Source organism: Clostridioides sp. GD02377, assembly GCF_045899875.1.
GTDB lineage: Bacteria > Bacillota > Clostridia > Peptostreptococcales > Peptostreptococcaceae > Clostridioides > Clostridioides difficile_A.
This window is the reverse complement of the sequence record NZ_JBJODA010000013.1, coordinates 56,809-71,411: the sequence shown is the minus strand read 5'-3', so window position 1 is coordinate 71,411 and position 14,603 is coordinate 56,809. Positions and strand designations below refer to the sequence as shown.

Here is a 14,603-nt window from a genome sequence, read left to right as displayed (position 1 = left end):
TAACCTTATTTCTATTTTTAATAAAAACTAGCTTATTATATGAATCTTTCAAACGTACAAACTTGTATCTACTTTGTATATCAACACACTTGTTATATACATTCTAAATTACATATTATTTGAAATCATACTTAAAAATTCTTTCGTTGCTAAAGACAAGGAGATATCCTTTAAATGACAGTACCCTATACTTCTCTTAGGTATTGGCTCTTTTATATCCAATTTAAATAATTTTTCGCTTTCCAAATAATCTATACTGAATTCTTCTATAACACAAGATACGCCAAGATTTATGTACGCAAATTCTAAAAGTAATTCATGAGAACCTAATTCTATATCTGGGTTTAGTTTTATACCTTTTGATAAAAAATATTCATTTACATACAACCTTGAATTTGCTTTATTTTCCAACATTATCAAAGGCAATGTATTTAATTCTTCTAATGATATTTTTTTACCTTTATATTCTATGTAATCATCTGCACATACAAATATATCATGTATTTCAATACACTCAACAATATTTAGTGAATCATCTTCTATTGGCATATTTATAATTGCTATATCTATATTTCCATCTTTAAGTAGAGATATAAGTTCTCTACTTGTTCTATTTATTGTAGATACATGTATATGTGGATACTTCTTATGAAAGATTTCTAAATACTTTAATAAGAAAAAACGTGCAGCAGTATCTCCTACTCCTATTTTTAAAGAACCATATTCTAATTTTTTAAATTTATTTATTCTATCTTCTCCAGATGCTATTAGCTTTAATGCAGTAGTTATATGTTCACTTAAAATCTTTCCCTCTGGTGTTAATTTTACACCTTTATTATTTCTATAAAACAGTATAGTGTCCAATTGTTCTTCTAATTGTTTTATTGACTGGCTTACAGCTGGCTGTGACATAAATAATTCTTTGGCAGCAAGAGAAAAACTCTTATTACTTGCAACTGCATTAAAAATCCTATATAGTTCAAGTTTTATATTCATATATAATTACTCCTTATGTCAAATATTAGTATTATTTATTTTACTTATAATCATATTTGAATTATAATATACATGGTACTAATATGACAATATTAATTCTTTAGGAGGATTTTGAATAATGAATAGATTAGTTGGGACTGTTTCAAGAGGAGTTAGAGCGCCTATCATAAGACAAGGAGATGACTTAGTCAAAATAGTTGTTGATTCTGTTTTAAATGCGTCAAAAAGTGAAAGCTTTGAAGTTAGAGACAAAGATGTAATTGCAGTTACAGAAGCTGTTGTAGCTAGAGCACAAGGAAATTATGCTCATGTTGATAATATTGCGACAGATGTAAAAGATAAATTTGGAGATGATACTGTTGGTGTTATATTCCCAATTTTAAGTAGAAACCGTTTTGCAATATGTTTAAAAGGAATTGCAAAAGGATGTAGAAAAGTTGTATTAATGTTAAGCTACCCTTCTGATGAAGTTGGAAACCATTTAATAAGTATTGATGAACTTGATGATAAAGGAATAAATCCTTGGTCAGATGTTTTAACAGAGGAAAAATATAGAGAGTTATTTGGATATAATAAACATACATTTACTGGCGTAGATTATGTTGATTATTATAAGAATTTAATTAAAGATTGTGGTGCAGAAGTAGAAATTATATTTGCCAATAATCCAAAAACTATTCTTGACTATACAACAAGTATTTTAACTTGTGATATACATACAAGACAAAGAACAAAGAGAATTTTAAAGCAAAATGGTGCTAAAAAAGTGTATTCTCTTGATGATATAATGACATCAAGTGTAGATGGTAGTGGGTATAATGACCAATACGGACTTTTAGGTTCAAACAAAGCTACAGAAGAAACAGTAAAATTATTCCCTATAAATTGTGATGAGGTTGTAAACAAAATTCAAGGTGACATAAAAGAAATCACAGGTAAAAATGTAGAAGTAATGGTTTATGGAGATGGAGCTTTTAAAGACCCTGTAGGGAAAATATGGGAGTTAGCTGACCCAGTAGTATCTCCTGCTTATACAAAAGGTTTAGAAGGAACTCCAAATGAAGTGAAATTAAAATATTTAGCAGATAATGATTTTGCTGACTTATCTGGTGATGAATTAAAAGAAGCTATTTCTAAATACATAGTTGAAAAAGATAATAAATCTGATGATTTAACAGGAAATATGGTTTCTCAAGGTACTACTCCAAGAAGATTAACAGACCTTATAGGTTCTTTAGCAGATTTAACATCTGGAAGTGGAGATAAAGGTACTCCTATTATTTACATACAAGGATACTTTGACAATTATACAAAATAATTTTTTTAAAGAGGATTTTATTTCTCTATATTAAATTTAAAATTTATTAAAACCTCTTAATTGATACATTTTACTATGTATCAATTAAGAGGTTTATTTAATGGCTTTAGAAATGACTAACTCTAAGGTATTTTCAGATTATATAAACATTCTTATTTAGATTTATACAATTCTAACTCTTGCTTATTTCTGAGATAATATCATTTTTTAAAATTTGCTTTACTGGAATAATAACTGCAACGATGCTGATAATAATATTTAAAACAATCATGCCTATATAGAGGGGTGCATTTACTTCAAAGATTGGATTTATATATAAATATACGCGTTTTACCATAAAATAAATCATAAATTGTCCAATAATACTTCCAATTATCATTATAATACTTGCATATAATCCATATAAGAAACCTTCTCTCATCATCATAAGTAAAAACCTATTATCCGTAATACCCATAGCTCTTAAAATCCCAAATTCATGTCTTCTTGAAAAAACTAAGTAACTTACTGTATTGATAATATGAAACAGACTTATTGCTAGAAGTACAAATACAATACCATATATAAATAAAAGTTTTTGATTTAAATAGGTATTATTTTTTTCAATAGCTATGGTATAGTCTGTTACTATACATCTCTTTATATTATTTACAACACTTTTTATATCTTCAGACAACTCTATGCTATTACTTTCTTTTGTCTTTTTTATACTTACTGAATTGTAATTTTCAATATTAAAGTTATTCTTCATTTGTTCATTTGTCATAACTATATCCATACCATAGTCGCCAATAAAATATATGTTATTAGCCATTACACGTTTTACAGTAGCAGCAACTACAAATTCTTTTGTTACATAATCATCCTTATTTTCTTCTTTAAATTTAACAATTTCACCTGTTGGTTTCATTGTTTTTGGTACTTTAACCTTTATTGTATTTCCTGGTTTTATATCCACTGCATCATACATACCAGTCCCATCCATAGGTAATCTAACTATAACTTTATTATTTTTGACCATATCGTCATGATTAATTTTTCCATCTATGATATAAGAATTTAGCCCTTCTAACATTCCATTGTTATATCCATATATATTGGTTTTTAAAAGGTATCCACCTTCGCTTTGTTTTGTACAAATACCATTAAAAAAATTCTTTATTCTATAATCTTTCTCAAGAGGTTTAAAGAAGTTTTTCCAAAATAATTGTTTTTCTTTAATTTGTATAGCTCCAAACAAATACTTTACTGGATAAACTCGTGATACTCCCTCAACCTCATTGAGTCTTGAAATTTTACCTTTAGGTATACCTATATCAAAATCGGTTGTTTGCATAGTTACTTGGTAGTCAGAATTTAAACCATCATCAGCTTTCATTGTAAGTTCATTATTATTTTTAGTAAGCTGTATAGAGTAACTGGAACATAGGAAAATAATCCCACCAAGTGACAATGAAAATAAAATACCCACAAACATTCCCTTTTTTTGAGTCATGTATTTATGAGATAGTACCTTTGTCATATTAGAATGTCTTACACTTTCTAAAGTCCTTTTTTGCTTATTAGTGACCTTAAAATTTTTCATGGATTCTATACTAGAATATTTATTTAATTGATGTACAACACGCACAGTAATTAAAATTAACAGTAATAAAATAAATAAGAATCCCAAATAAATAGATTTTTCGCTTATAAAAAATGCTCCTGGAGTAATATCACTGCTCAAAAATATATGTGGAAATCGTTCATATATTGTAGATGCTACTCCAATACCCAATATACAACCTATAGGAAATCCAATAATAAAAAGTAAAAATAACTCTAAAAATAGTAAGAATAAGAGTTGTTTATTATTGGCACCTAATACTTCTAAAACTCCATATTGTGATATTCTCTGAAGTATTGAAACGTGGAAAATACTATATACTGCTGCTGCGCCAAATACTCCAACAAGTAAGATAATTGCATTTGTATTTAGCTCTAGATTTTTTAAGAACTCAAATATATTATATTTTTCTATGCCTTTTGGAGGCTTTACTCCAAATTCAATTGATAAGTGCCAATTTACATGAGCGTTTTCTTTTGATATATTGAATTTTTTTATAAATTTAGAGTTTTGCTTATTTATATTTTTATTTTCATCATACTTTACATAAACTAAATAAGAATTATTTTCTTTAGGTTGTGAATAATCATTTACAAATCCTTGCATATCAGTTTTGGGATTTGTAAGATTTGATAAAATACCACATAATTTATAAGTTTTACCATCTAATTTAATTGTCGTTCCAATCTCTTTTTTTACATTTAAATTATTTAGTGAATATGTGTCAAAAGCTATCTCTCCATCTTTACTAGGAAGACTTCCTTGCAATAATTTTCTACCTGTCATATCTAGGTATGATGAATCTGCATTTAAAAATTCTATAATAAAAGGTTCATCTATATGAGATTTAGCATTTGTAACTCCAAGTTTATCTATAGTGTATTTTTTTGATTTTTTATTTTCTTTAATTTTTTTTAGTTGTTTCTCGTTTACTTTATAGTAAAAATGATAATTTCCACTATCTTCCCTTATTTTTTCGATTGCACTTTTATTTGCACTATGAACTAGAGAACCAATTCCTGTCAAGAGTGCTACTGATAATACTATGCTTAAAAATATAGATATAGATTGTTTTTTATAATGTTTAATATATTGAATTGCAAACTTTATCAAAGACATCATAGTACTCCACCACCATTATTTACTACAATTCCATCTTCAATATGTATAATTGAATCACATACTTGTGCTATATTTTCATTATGTGTTACCATCAGTATCGTTTGATGAAATTTTGCACTACTTTCTTTTAATAAACATACTACTTCCATTGTGGTTTTACTATCAAGATTTCCAGTTGGTTCATCTGCTAATATAAGTGCAGGTTTATTTGCTAAAGCCCTAGCAATTGCTACTCTTTGTTGCTGTCCACCAGAAAGCTCATTTGGAAACTTTAGACGCTTATCCCAAATCCCCAATGTATTCATCAACATTTCAATATATTCATGGTCTACATTATTTCCTCTATCTAATGTAACAGGAAGAGTTATATTATCATAAGTGTTCAGTACTGGTATTAAACTGTAGTTTTGAAATATAAACCCTATATTTCTTCTTCTAAATACTGTTAAATCTTTTTTTCCTATTTTAGATATATTCTTTCCTTTAATTATTACATCACCTGATGTTGGATTATCTAATCCACCTATAATGTTTAATAATGTGCTTTTACCAGAACCAGAAGTTCCAACTATAGCAGTAAACGTAGCTCGTTCAATTTCTATGCTTACTCCATTTAAAGCTTTGACTTTAGTCTCATCTTTTCCATAGTGTTTTACTAAATTATTCGTCATTAATATACTCATTTAATTTCTCCTTTCAGTACAGGTATATGTTCTTATAAGATATTGTAAATGACGATAATTACACTCAACCTACAAAGTTAATTTAAACTCTTACAGTTTTGTAAGAAGATACTAAAACAACTTCCATTTCCTAACTTAGATTCTACTATAATATTCCCATTTTCTTTTTCTAAAATTAACCTTGCAAGATATAGACCAATCCCTGTTCCATTTTGATTTTCTACATTCTTGCTTCTATAAAACCTTTTAAAAATATCATTTAACTCTTTACTATCAATGCCTATTCATTCATCTTTAATAGTGATTTTAGTATACAATTCCATTTTTATTATAGAGACAGTAATTACACTATTTGATGGTGAGTATTTTATTGCATTTTCTAATACATTTACAATTGCTTCTATAGTCCATTTTTTATTATGAACTAGTTTTACATCTGAAAATGGTTCTAGATTTATCCTTATATTTTTAGCTTCTGCTTTATTAAAAACAGTACTAATACTTTGCAGAATAGTATCTTTTATTAATAGTTCATCTACCTCAAAATTAATGACTCCATCTTCTAATTTAGTCATCTTAAATAGAGATTGTAATAACCAATCAATCTTAAAGGTTTCATTTTTCATCTTTTGTAAAAACTCCTTTTTCTGTGATGTAGAAATATTCATATTCTCCAGAAGCTCGCAATAAATAGTTATATTTGAAAGTGGAGTTTTTAATTGATGTGACATATTTGAGATTAAGCTTTTAATTGCTTCTTTTTCTAATTTTGACTGTTCTACTTCTATTTCTATCATATCTTTAACTTTTTTTACTTGGTGAGAAATTTTTGATAATCTTGTATCTTTAGTATCTGAATAAGTAACTTCTTTACCTTCCAATATTTGATTTAACATTAAGCTCAATTCATCATATCTATTTTGATTTTTTTTAGTGATTATGATACATACAGCTACTATACATATCATAAAAGCTAATACCAACATCTTATTCTACCTCGTTCCATAGATACCCCATTCCATAAGCTGTTTTTATATATTTTGGATTAGAGGGATTATCTTCTACTTTTATTCTAAGTCTTCTTATATTTACAGATACAATATTCTCATCAACATAATTTTCTTCACTATCCCAAATATGATGCAAAATTTGTTCCTTTAATAATATCTGACCTTTATTTTCAATTAGGTAACTTAGAAGCTTATATTCTACAGAGCTAAGTTCTAAACATTCTTCATTTTTATATACTCTAAGTAAGTTTTGGTCCAATTTTATTCCATTAGAATATATTACTTTATTATTTAATTTTTTTCTTATTGCTACTTTAACCCTTGCCTTTAATACAGATAAAGAGAATGGTTTTGTAATGTAATCATCAAGTCCTATTTCTAATCCTTTTACCTCGTCAATTTCTGAGTCTCTTGCAGTAAGCATTATAATTGGTGTATCTGACTTTTCTCTTATTAACTTACACACATCAAATCCATTTCCATCTGGGAGATTACAGTCCAAAATTATAAGGTCTATATTTTTATTATTAAATACATGCAATCCTTCTTGTACTGTGTAAGCCTTAAATACATTAAATCCATCACTTTTAAACGCATAAAAAAGGCCTTCGTTTAAGTTTATATCATCCTCAATAATTAATAAGTTCAATTTTACACTCCTTTAAATTTCAATTATTTTTGTCTTGTTATAGTTTTAATATACATTTATTTCACTAAAAAGACTGTAATTAAATTTGTTTTTCAAATCTAGTTACAGTCTTATATCTTGTACTTACTCTTCATTCTTAGAATATGCCTCATAAAACATTTTGATTGAATCTAAATTATCATCAGTTATAATAGGTACACCACTTGTACTTAAAAACTCAGATAAAAATTCAATACGCCTGAAATATTTTTCTGTACTATCTCTAAATAATATTGGGTCTAGCCAAATATTAATTAAAATTATGAATACTTCAGATACTTCATCTGGATAATCTGTTTTAAAAATACCTTCTTCTATGCCTTGCTTTATTAGACAAGATAATAAAGGAGTTATTTCAATAGTAGATGCTCGTATATTCTTTATAAAAAAAGTTGGTTTTTTTTGACTGCACATATAATCAATCAATTTTTTTCTTATTTCTGAACTAGATATATATAAAATAAATTCAGATATTTTTTCTCTAACAGTTAACTTAGGATTGTTTAATAATGACTTTAGATTTTCAACTTCTACTCTTAAACTATTTAATACTATCTCTTCAAATAACATTTCCTTGTCTTTAAAATGATAATACACAGCCTCTTTAGATATATCAAGAGTATCAACGATTTGTTGCATAGTTACATCATCATAATCTTGCTCTTCAAATATTTTCCATGCGACTTCTAGTATCTGAGTTTTTATTTTATTAGAGTATTTATTTCTTGACATATAAATTCACTTCTTTCTTTATTAGTTTATACTAATCATTAGTACATTAATTATAATAAGATTCTTTACAATATGTCAACACACTCCATTTAAAGACAACAAAACGTATTTGCTCCTAATTTTTTTAATATTAATATAATTTCCTTATAAAAATATTATAATTAATTATGTAGTTATACATTTCTCAATTTAACTACACTTAAATTGAAAATACAACGTTGTTCTTATATAATTAAATTATACAACAATAATGATATATTTTTTAAGTATATTTTTACTAGGGGGAATAGAGATGAAAAGGGTTGATGAAAGAAATACTATGTTTGCAAGGGCAAATTATAAAAAGGATAGTACTGCTTATAATGACTATTATAAGCAAAATCCTGAGAAAAAAGAAATTGATGATAGTATAAGAAGCAGACCAAACTTATGTAGCGAAGGAACAATGACTTACAACAAAGTAAACTCTCCAATGGCAAGTAGTGCATTTGATTTTTTATCTGATATAAAGTCCTTATGTGAAGGAAACGTTTCTGACACAAAAGTAGATGTAGATGCAAAATCAATGACAAAAAAAATAAAAGGTTTTGCAAAGCAATATGGTGCTTCTGTAGTTGGTATAACTAAATTAAAAGACTATCATATTTATACAAATAGGGGAAGACATGAAGAAAATTATGGAGAAGAAGTTAATCTGACTCACAAGTATGCTATTGTATTTGGATGTGAAATGGATAAAGAAATGATAAATAGAGCACCAATGATATGTGAAGTTATAGAAACATCAAAGTGTTATGTAGATGCTTCTATTGTTGGAATGATTTTAAGTTACTACATAAGAAACTTAGGATATGATGCCAGAAATCATATGGATGCTAACTATTTAGTAATGCCTGTTTTTATAGCTCGTGATGCTGGTCTGGGCGATATAGGAAGAAATGCTATTCTTACAAATAAAGATTATGGTTCTAGACTTAGATTAGGTGTTGTTACTACAGATATTCCACTTTTAGAAGATGAATATGCTGATTTTGGATTAGAAGATTTTTGCAAGGTCTGTAAAAAATGTTCTTTTAACTGTCCTTCTCACTCACTTTCTAATGATATTAAGATTAGTGATGATGGAAAGTATAATTGGGTAATTGAACATGAAACATGTTATATTAAATGGAGATATTTAGGTACAGATTGTGGTATGTGTATATCTGCTTGCCCATTCAGCCAAAATCTTGAAACTATAAAAAATACCACTTCTTTTAAGGGTAATAATGAACTTATTGAAAAAGCTTTAGATGAGTATACTTCAAAATTTGGTAAAAGAATATTTGTACCTGGCAACCCTTCTTGGTTAAAATAGTTCTACTTAGTCAAGAGTCTGTCCTATGATGAATTATAGGACAGATTTTTTATTAAATACATAGATTATGAAGGATTTTTTCTTGATTATAACAATTCAGCAATATTTTAAATTTATAATTGACCTTATAAAATGTCAAACATAAAAGGAGTATATATATGGAAAAGATATTGATTGTGGAAGATGATACTATATTAAATAAAACTCTGTCATATAACCTAACAGAAGATGGATATTTGATTACTTCAAAATTTACAGCTATTTCTGCATTAAAGTCTATTATGGAGTATAAATTCGACTTAATCATTTTAGATGTTAATTTACCAGATAAGAGCGGATTTGAATTATGTAAAGAAATTAAGATGAATTGTGATATACCAATAATTTTTTTAACAGCTAATGATATGGAATACGATATGATTAAAGGTTATGAGCTTGGAGCTTTAGATTATATAACAAAACCCTTTAATATAAATGTATTTAAGCAGAAAGTAAAAGCTCTTTTAAATCATATTACAATAAAAACAAAACAAGATTGCTATGATGATGGATATCTTGAAATTAACTTTTCTGAGCTATCAGCCAACATAAATGGAAATCAAATTATATTTACTCCATTAGAATTTCGTACATTGAAGCTATTTACTGAAAATCCTAAAAACATATTAACAAGAAAAATACTTTTAGAAAAACTCTGGGATATAGATGCTAACTTTGTAGATGAACATACTTTAACATCTGTTATAAGTAGAATTAGAAGTAAGATTGAAAAGGATAATTTTCAATATATTAAAACAGTATATGGTATGGGGTATATGTGGTTGGGTGAAAGAAATGAAATTTAAAAAATTTTCTTTTAGCTCTATTTATTTAACAATTGCCATTGGTCTAATTTTTACAGCCATTCTATTTAGTATAGTAATTTATGTAATAACTGATGATATAAAACTAGTTGTATTATTATTAATATATACAATAATACTTTGTGGATTTATGGCCCTAATAGTATTTTTACTTCATAAAAAAATAACTATGTTTTGTTCTGAAATATGTCATACTTTAGATAGTATGATGAATAGTGAAGACAATATTGAAATTGTATTAGAAGAAGAAACTATTTTATCACGTATCAATCATAGATTAGTTAGAATGTATGAAGTTATTCAAGAAAATCGTCATAATGTTGCTATGGAAAAAGCTAACTTACAAGAATTAGTTTCTGATATATCTCACCAAATTAAAACTCCTATTGCAAATTTAAAGATGATTAATACTACTCTACTCAATCAAAAATTTAAAACAGAAATTCAAAATGAGTTTTTGATGGATATGGAAGGTCAATTAGATAAATTAGATTTTTTGATGCAGTCTATGGTGAAAACATCTAGATTAGAAACAGGTATAATCACACTATCTAAAAAGAAAAATTTAATTTATGAAACAATTGCTATAGCACTTAGTGGAATTTTATTTGATGCTGAAAAAAAGAACATTGAAGTTACAGTCGATTGTGACCCTAATTTATATATAGTTCATGATAAAAAATGGACTTCTGAAGCTATTTTTAATATATTGGATAATGCAGTAAAATACACGAATGCTAATGGGAAAATACATGTATCTACAGAATGTTGGGTTATGTACACCAAAATAGATATCACTGATAATGGAAAAGGAATATCAGAAAGTCATCAAGCAGAAATATTTAAAAGATTCTATCGTGAGGAAGATGTACATGATATAGATGGTATTGGAATAGGTCTATATCTTTCAAGAAAAATTATATCTCTTCAAGGTGGATATATTAAAGTTACATCAGATATTGGAAAAGGGGCTACATTTTCTATATTCTTACCAAATAAATAGCTCTTTAAATATTTTATTTGTGATAATTCTGCAACATTTTGATTTTATACTGTTCTTATAATATATTAAGGAGGTTTTATGATGAGTATTTTACAAGTAATTGATTTGAAGAAATATTATGGTGAAAATTCAAATATTACAAAAGCTCTCGATGGTGTAAGTTTATCTATTGAGAAAGGTGAGTTTATCTCTATTGTAGGTACATCTGGAAGTGGTAAATCAACATTATTAAATATGATGGGAGGATTAGATAATCCTACATCTGGAAAGGTTGTTATAAGAGGTAAAGAATTATCAAATATGACTGACGAACAACTTACAATTTTTAGACGTAGAAACATAGGTTTTATATTTCAAAATTATAATCTTGTTCCTTTGCTTAATGTATATGAGAATATTATTTTACCAATAGGATTAGATGGAGAGACCATAGATAAAGATTTTATACATGAAATTATAAGTATGCTTTCTCTAGAAGAAAAACTATATGATATACCAAGCAATCTTTCTGGAGGACAACAACAACGTGTTGCTATAGCTAGGGCACTTGTAACAAAACCTGCTATTATACTAGCAGACGAACCAACAGGTAATCTTGATAGTAAAACGAGTACAGATGTGTTAGCTTTACTGAAAATGACAAGTGAAAAATTCAATCAAACAATTGTAATGATTACTCACAATAATGAAATTGCTCAACTAACTGATAGAATTATTCGCATTGAAGATGGAAAAATTGATAATTAGGAGGTGTAATATATGTTTAAAAATAACAATCGTGCTTTTATAAGAAAAATAGCTTTAAATGATTTGAAAATTAATAAACTCAAAACATCTCTTTCAGGTATTATTATAATGATTTCTACATGTTTACTGTTAACAGTAGCCTTAGTTTCATATAATGGTTCTGTAGATTTAGTTAATTCATCTCCATATCATGCTATATATAAGTCTGTAAATGAAAAATCAAAAAACATACTATATCGAGATAAAAATTTTAGTGATGTAGGAACATACAAGTTAATTGGCAGTAACAAGAAGACAGATTATATGATGTCAACTATTTATGCAGATAATATAGCAATCAAACTTATGAATTTTCAACCAATGGAAGGTACTATGCCTACAAATAAAAATGAGATTGCTATTTCAGAAAAATACTTACAGCAACTTTCTTTAAATAAAGACATTGGAGACAGTATTAAATTAACTTATCGTGATAATATGACGAATAAAGAAATACAAAGAGATTTTGTTATTGTTGGCATTTTAGAAAATTATTATCAAGATAATGCTAAACAATATTATACAGTTGTTTCAAATGACTATTTTAAGAACACAATTTCTACATCTTTACAAAATAAAAGTAGCAATTTTGATGATACAAGGCCTAACGATGTAGATGTATTAGTAAAATTGTCAGAAGAAAATACAAAGAAAGATTCAGCTTCAATTAAGACACAATTAAAAGATATTGGCTTTTCTTTAGGGATTAAAAAATATAATATATACTTAAATGATAAATATATTGAATCAAATTTAATCGATAGTGAACAGGTTATTACAGTTTTGGCAGTTGGAATAGTTATTCTTTTTTCTAGTATTTTTGTTATATACAGTATTTTTTATGTTTCAGTTGTTAATTCGGTTCATGTGTATGCTAAGTTGAAATCTTTAGGAATGACTTCTTTTCAGTTAAAAAAGATTATTTCTCTACAAGGAAATTTTTTATCTTTTATTTTCATTCCATTAGGTATCATTATATCGTGTATAATTGCTTACATAATTCAACCATTAGCATGGCAGATAATAGATGATTCATTTATAATCTTAATTTTATCACTAGTAATGTACTTAACTGTTAGAATTTCTCTGCATAAACCTGCTAGAATTATTTCCAAAATATCTGCTATTGAAGCTATGCAATACACAGAAATTAAATTTAGAAAAAAAATAAAAAACTTTAATTATATAAATATTAAAAATTTAGCCTTAAAAAATATTGAGTCAAATAAAAAGAAGAACTTAATTGCATTAATCTCACTAAGTATTAGTGGAATTTTATTTATTTCAATTGCTAATCTTGCTAATTCGATAAATTTTAAGAAACAGTTGTCACAACAATTTGTATATAACGAAAATTACCTTGTTAGCATTAAGAGTGATAATTTATATGAACGCATTACACAAATTCAACAAAACAACCCATTAACAGATTCCCTTAAAAATGAGATTGAATCTATTCATGGAGTAAAAAAAGTAATTGAATCTAAATCAATTAAAGGTAGTCTTATAGAACCTTCTATCAAAGATAAAGATGAAAAACAATTTACTACTTTAATTAAAGGTCTTACACCTGAACTTTTAAAATCATTTGAAGAATATATTGTAAGTGGAAAATCAGATTATAAAAAACTTAACTCAGATGATTTAATTGTAAATAAGTATAGAGCAAAATCCTATGGATTAGATTTAAAACTTGGAGATACAGTTACATTTGATATTTTTAGTGGAAATAATATTATTAAAAAACAAATGAAAATTAAAGGAATTATTGATAATTCTAATACAGGTAGTATGTTTTTTGCTTTGGATAAAACCTTAGAATCTCTAACTCCATATAATACAAGCTTAGATTTTTCTATTTTGGTAGATAAAAAATATTCTAAAGAAGTTGAAGAAAAGTTGCTAAGTATCATTCAGGAACATTCTAGTTTAATGCTTTATTCATATGAGGATGATTATAAAATGATTACTAGAGCATTTAAGTATATAGTTGTAACTTCATACATTTTTGTTGGTTTAATTTCTTGTTTTGGTATACTAAATATGACCAATATTCTAATAAATAGTGTTTTAATCAGAAAAAGAGAATTTGCTTTACTTCAAGCTGTTGGAATGACAAAAAAGCAACTTCGAAATATGCTTTACAGAGAAGGTTTAAATATAAGTATTAAAGCTGTATGTATTTCAAGTTTATTAGGTTATTTGGGTTCAAGTTTACTTTGTACTTTTATAAAAGATGTAGTTAGAGTAGATTTTATTAATTTTAACTTTTCTATATTTACTATTTTAATTTTTTCTTTTGTATTAATTGGAATACAAGTTTTAACAACTGAATTACTTGTAAGAAATATAGAAAAAAAATCACTTACAGAACGCTTGCGCTCTCAATAAAAAAATAGGAGTTACAATTAATCTATCAGTAGATAGTTGCAACTCCTA

The 14,603-nt window shown here is 26.5% G+C and carries 13 protein-coding genes; 6 read left to right on the top strand and 7 right to left on the bottom strand.

Going from position 1 to position 14,603, the window contains the following annotated elements; genetic code table 11:
• Positions 1–108: 108 nt before the first annotated feature.
• Positions 109–996 carry a LysR family transcriptional regulator gene (locus Q3304_RS12795; protein WP_407813980.1) on the bottom strand — a complete coding sequence of 296 codons (888 nt, stop codon included), beginning with the start codon at positions 994–996 and terminating at the stop codon, positions 109–111.
• A 118-nt stretch (positions 997–1,114) separates the two neighbouring features.
• Between Q3304_RS12795 and Q3304_RS12790 the strand changes: the two genes are divergently transcribed.
• The gene (locus tag Q3304_RS12790; protein WP_407813981.1) at positions 1,115–2,314 is read left to right on the top strand and encodes a coenzyme F420-0:L-glutamate ligase; all 1,200 of its coding nucleotides are present in this window, start codon (positions 1,115–1,117) and stop codon (positions 2,312–2,314) included.
• A gap of 172 nt (positions 2,315–2,486) precedes the next feature.
• On the opposite strand, the gene Q3304_RS12785 is transcribed toward Q3304_RS12790, so the two are convergent.
• The 6 genes from Q3304_RS12785 to Q3304_RS12760 form a co-directional block, all read right to left on the bottom strand.
• Entirely contained in the window at positions 2,487–5,042 is a 2,556-nt protein-coding gene (locus Q3304_RS12785; protein WP_407813982.1) for an FtsX-like permease family protein, read from the bottom strand.
• A complete protein-coding gene (locus Q3304_RS12780) occupies positions 5,039–5,725 on the bottom strand; it encodes an ABC transporter ATP-binding protein (protein WP_054270384.1) in 687 nt (228 codons plus the stop codon). The genes Q3304_RS12785 and Q3304_RS12780 overlap by 4 nt, the downstream gene beginning before the upstream one ends.
• A 77-nt stretch (positions 5,726–5,802) precedes the next feature.
• The gene (locus Q3304_RS12775; RefSeq protein ID WP_407815438.1) at positions 5,803–6,003 is read right to left on the bottom strand and encodes a sensor histidine kinase; all 201 of its coding nucleotides are present in this window, start codon (positions 6,001–6,003) and stop codon (positions 5,803–5,805) included.
• Positions 6,004–6,009: 6 nt separating this feature from the next.
• Positions 6,010–6,711, bottom strand: coding sequence for a sensor histidine kinase (locus Q3304_RS12770; RefSeq protein WP_407813983.1), 702 nt, complete (start codon positions 6,709–6,711; stop codon positions 6,010–6,012).
• A gap of 1 nt (position 6,712) precedes the next feature.
• Positions 6,713–7,384: a response regulator transcription factor gene (locus Q3304_RS12765; protein WP_407813984.1), complete on the bottom strand. Its 672-nt coding sequence runs from the start codon at positions 7,382–7,384 to the stop codon at positions 6,713–6,715.
• 123 nt (positions 7,385–7,507) lie between these two features.
• Complete coding sequence (locus tag Q3304_RS12760; RefSeq protein ID WP_407813985.1) at positions 7,508–8,155, bottom strand: TetR/AcrR family transcriptional regulator; 648 nt, start codon at positions 8,153–8,155, stop codon at positions 7,508–7,510.
• A 292-nt stretch (positions 8,156–8,447) separates the two neighbouring features.
• On the opposite strand from Q3304_RS12760, the gene Q3304_RS12755 reads away from it, so the two are divergent.
• The 5 genes from Q3304_RS12755 to Q3304_RS12735 all read left to right on the top strand — a co-directional run bounded on the left by Q3304_RS12755 (position 8,448) and on the right by Q3304_RS12735 (position 14,555).
• A complete protein-coding gene (locus Q3304_RS12755) occupies positions 8,448–9,512 on the top strand; it encodes a 4Fe-4S dicluster domain-containing protein (protein ID WP_407813986.1) in 1,065 nt (354 codons plus the stop codon).
• A 158-nt stretch (positions 9,513–9,670) separates the two neighbouring features.
• On the top strand, positions 9,671–10,357 hold the full coding sequence (locus Q3304_RS12750; RefSeq protein WP_407811735.1) for a response regulator transcription factor: 687 nt from the start codon (positions 9,671–9,673) through the stop codon (positions 10,355–10,357).
• Complete coding sequence (locus Q3304_RS12745) at positions 10,347–11,378, top strand: sensor histidine kinase (RefSeq protein ID WP_407813987.1); 1,032 nt, start codon at positions 10,347–10,349, stop codon at positions 11,376–11,378. Before Q3304_RS12750 ends, Q3304_RS12745 begins: the two co-directional genes overlap by 11 nt.
• A gap of 81 nt (positions 11,379–11,459) precedes the next feature.
• The gene (locus Q3304_RS12740) at positions 11,460–12,125 is read left to right on the top strand and encodes an ABC transporter ATP-binding protein (protein ID WP_167640347.1); all 666 of its coding nucleotides are present in this window, start codon (positions 11,460–11,462) and stop codon (positions 12,123–12,125) included.
• 12 nt (positions 12,126–12,137) lie between these two features.
• Positions 12,138–14,555, top strand: a complete 2,418-nt coding sequence (locus Q3304_RS12735; protein ID WP_407813988.1) for an ABC transporter permease — start codon at positions 12,138–12,140, stop codon at positions 14,553–14,555.
• Positions 14,556–14,603: the final 48 nt, after the last annotated feature.

Bases quoted from the DNA above. Each gene is read 5' to 3' on its own strand.
- Q3304_RS12750 (WP_407811735.1), top strand. From the start codon at position 9,671: ATGGAAAAGATATTGATTGTGGAAGATGATACTATATTAAATAAAACT.
- Q3304_RS12795 (WP_407813980.1), bottom strand. From the start codon at position 996: ATGAATATAAAACTTGAACTATATAGGATTTTTAATGCAGTTGCAAGT.
- Q3304_RS12780 (WP_054270384.1), bottom strand. From the start codon at position 5,725: ATGAGTATATTAATGACGAATAATTTAGTAAAACACTATGGAAAAGAT.
- Q3304_RS12735 (WP_407813988.1), top strand. From the start codon at position 12,138: ATGTTTAAAAATAACAATCGTGCTTTTATAAGAAAAATAGCTTTAAAT.
- Q3304_RS12745 (WP_407813987.1), top strand. From the start codon at position 10,347: ATGAAATTTAAAAAATTTTCTTTTAGCTCTATTTATTTAACAATTGCC.
- Q3304_RS12755 (WP_407813986.1), top strand. From the start codon at position 8,448: ATGAAAAGGGTTGATGAAAGAAATACTATGTTTGCAAGGGCAAATTAT.
- Q3304_RS12740 (WP_167640347.1), top strand. From the start codon at position 11,460: ATGAGTATTTTACAAGTAATTGATTTGAAGAAATATTATGGTGAAAAT.
- Q3304_RS12785 (WP_407813982.1), bottom strand. From the start codon at position 5,042: ATGATGTCTTTGATAAAGTTTGCAATTCAATATATTAAACATTATAAA.
- Q3304_RS12770 (WP_407813983.1), bottom strand. From the start codon at position 6,711: ATGTTGGTATTAGCTTTTATGATATGTATAGTAGCTGTATGTATCATA.
- Q3304_RS12790 (WP_407813981.1), top strand. From the start codon at position 1,115: ATGAATAGATTAGTTGGGACTGTTTCAAGAGGAGTTAGAGCGCCTATC.
- Q3304_RS12760 (WP_407813985.1), bottom strand. From the start codon at position 8,155: ATGTCAAGAAATAAATACTCTAATAAAATAAAAACTCAGATACTAGAA.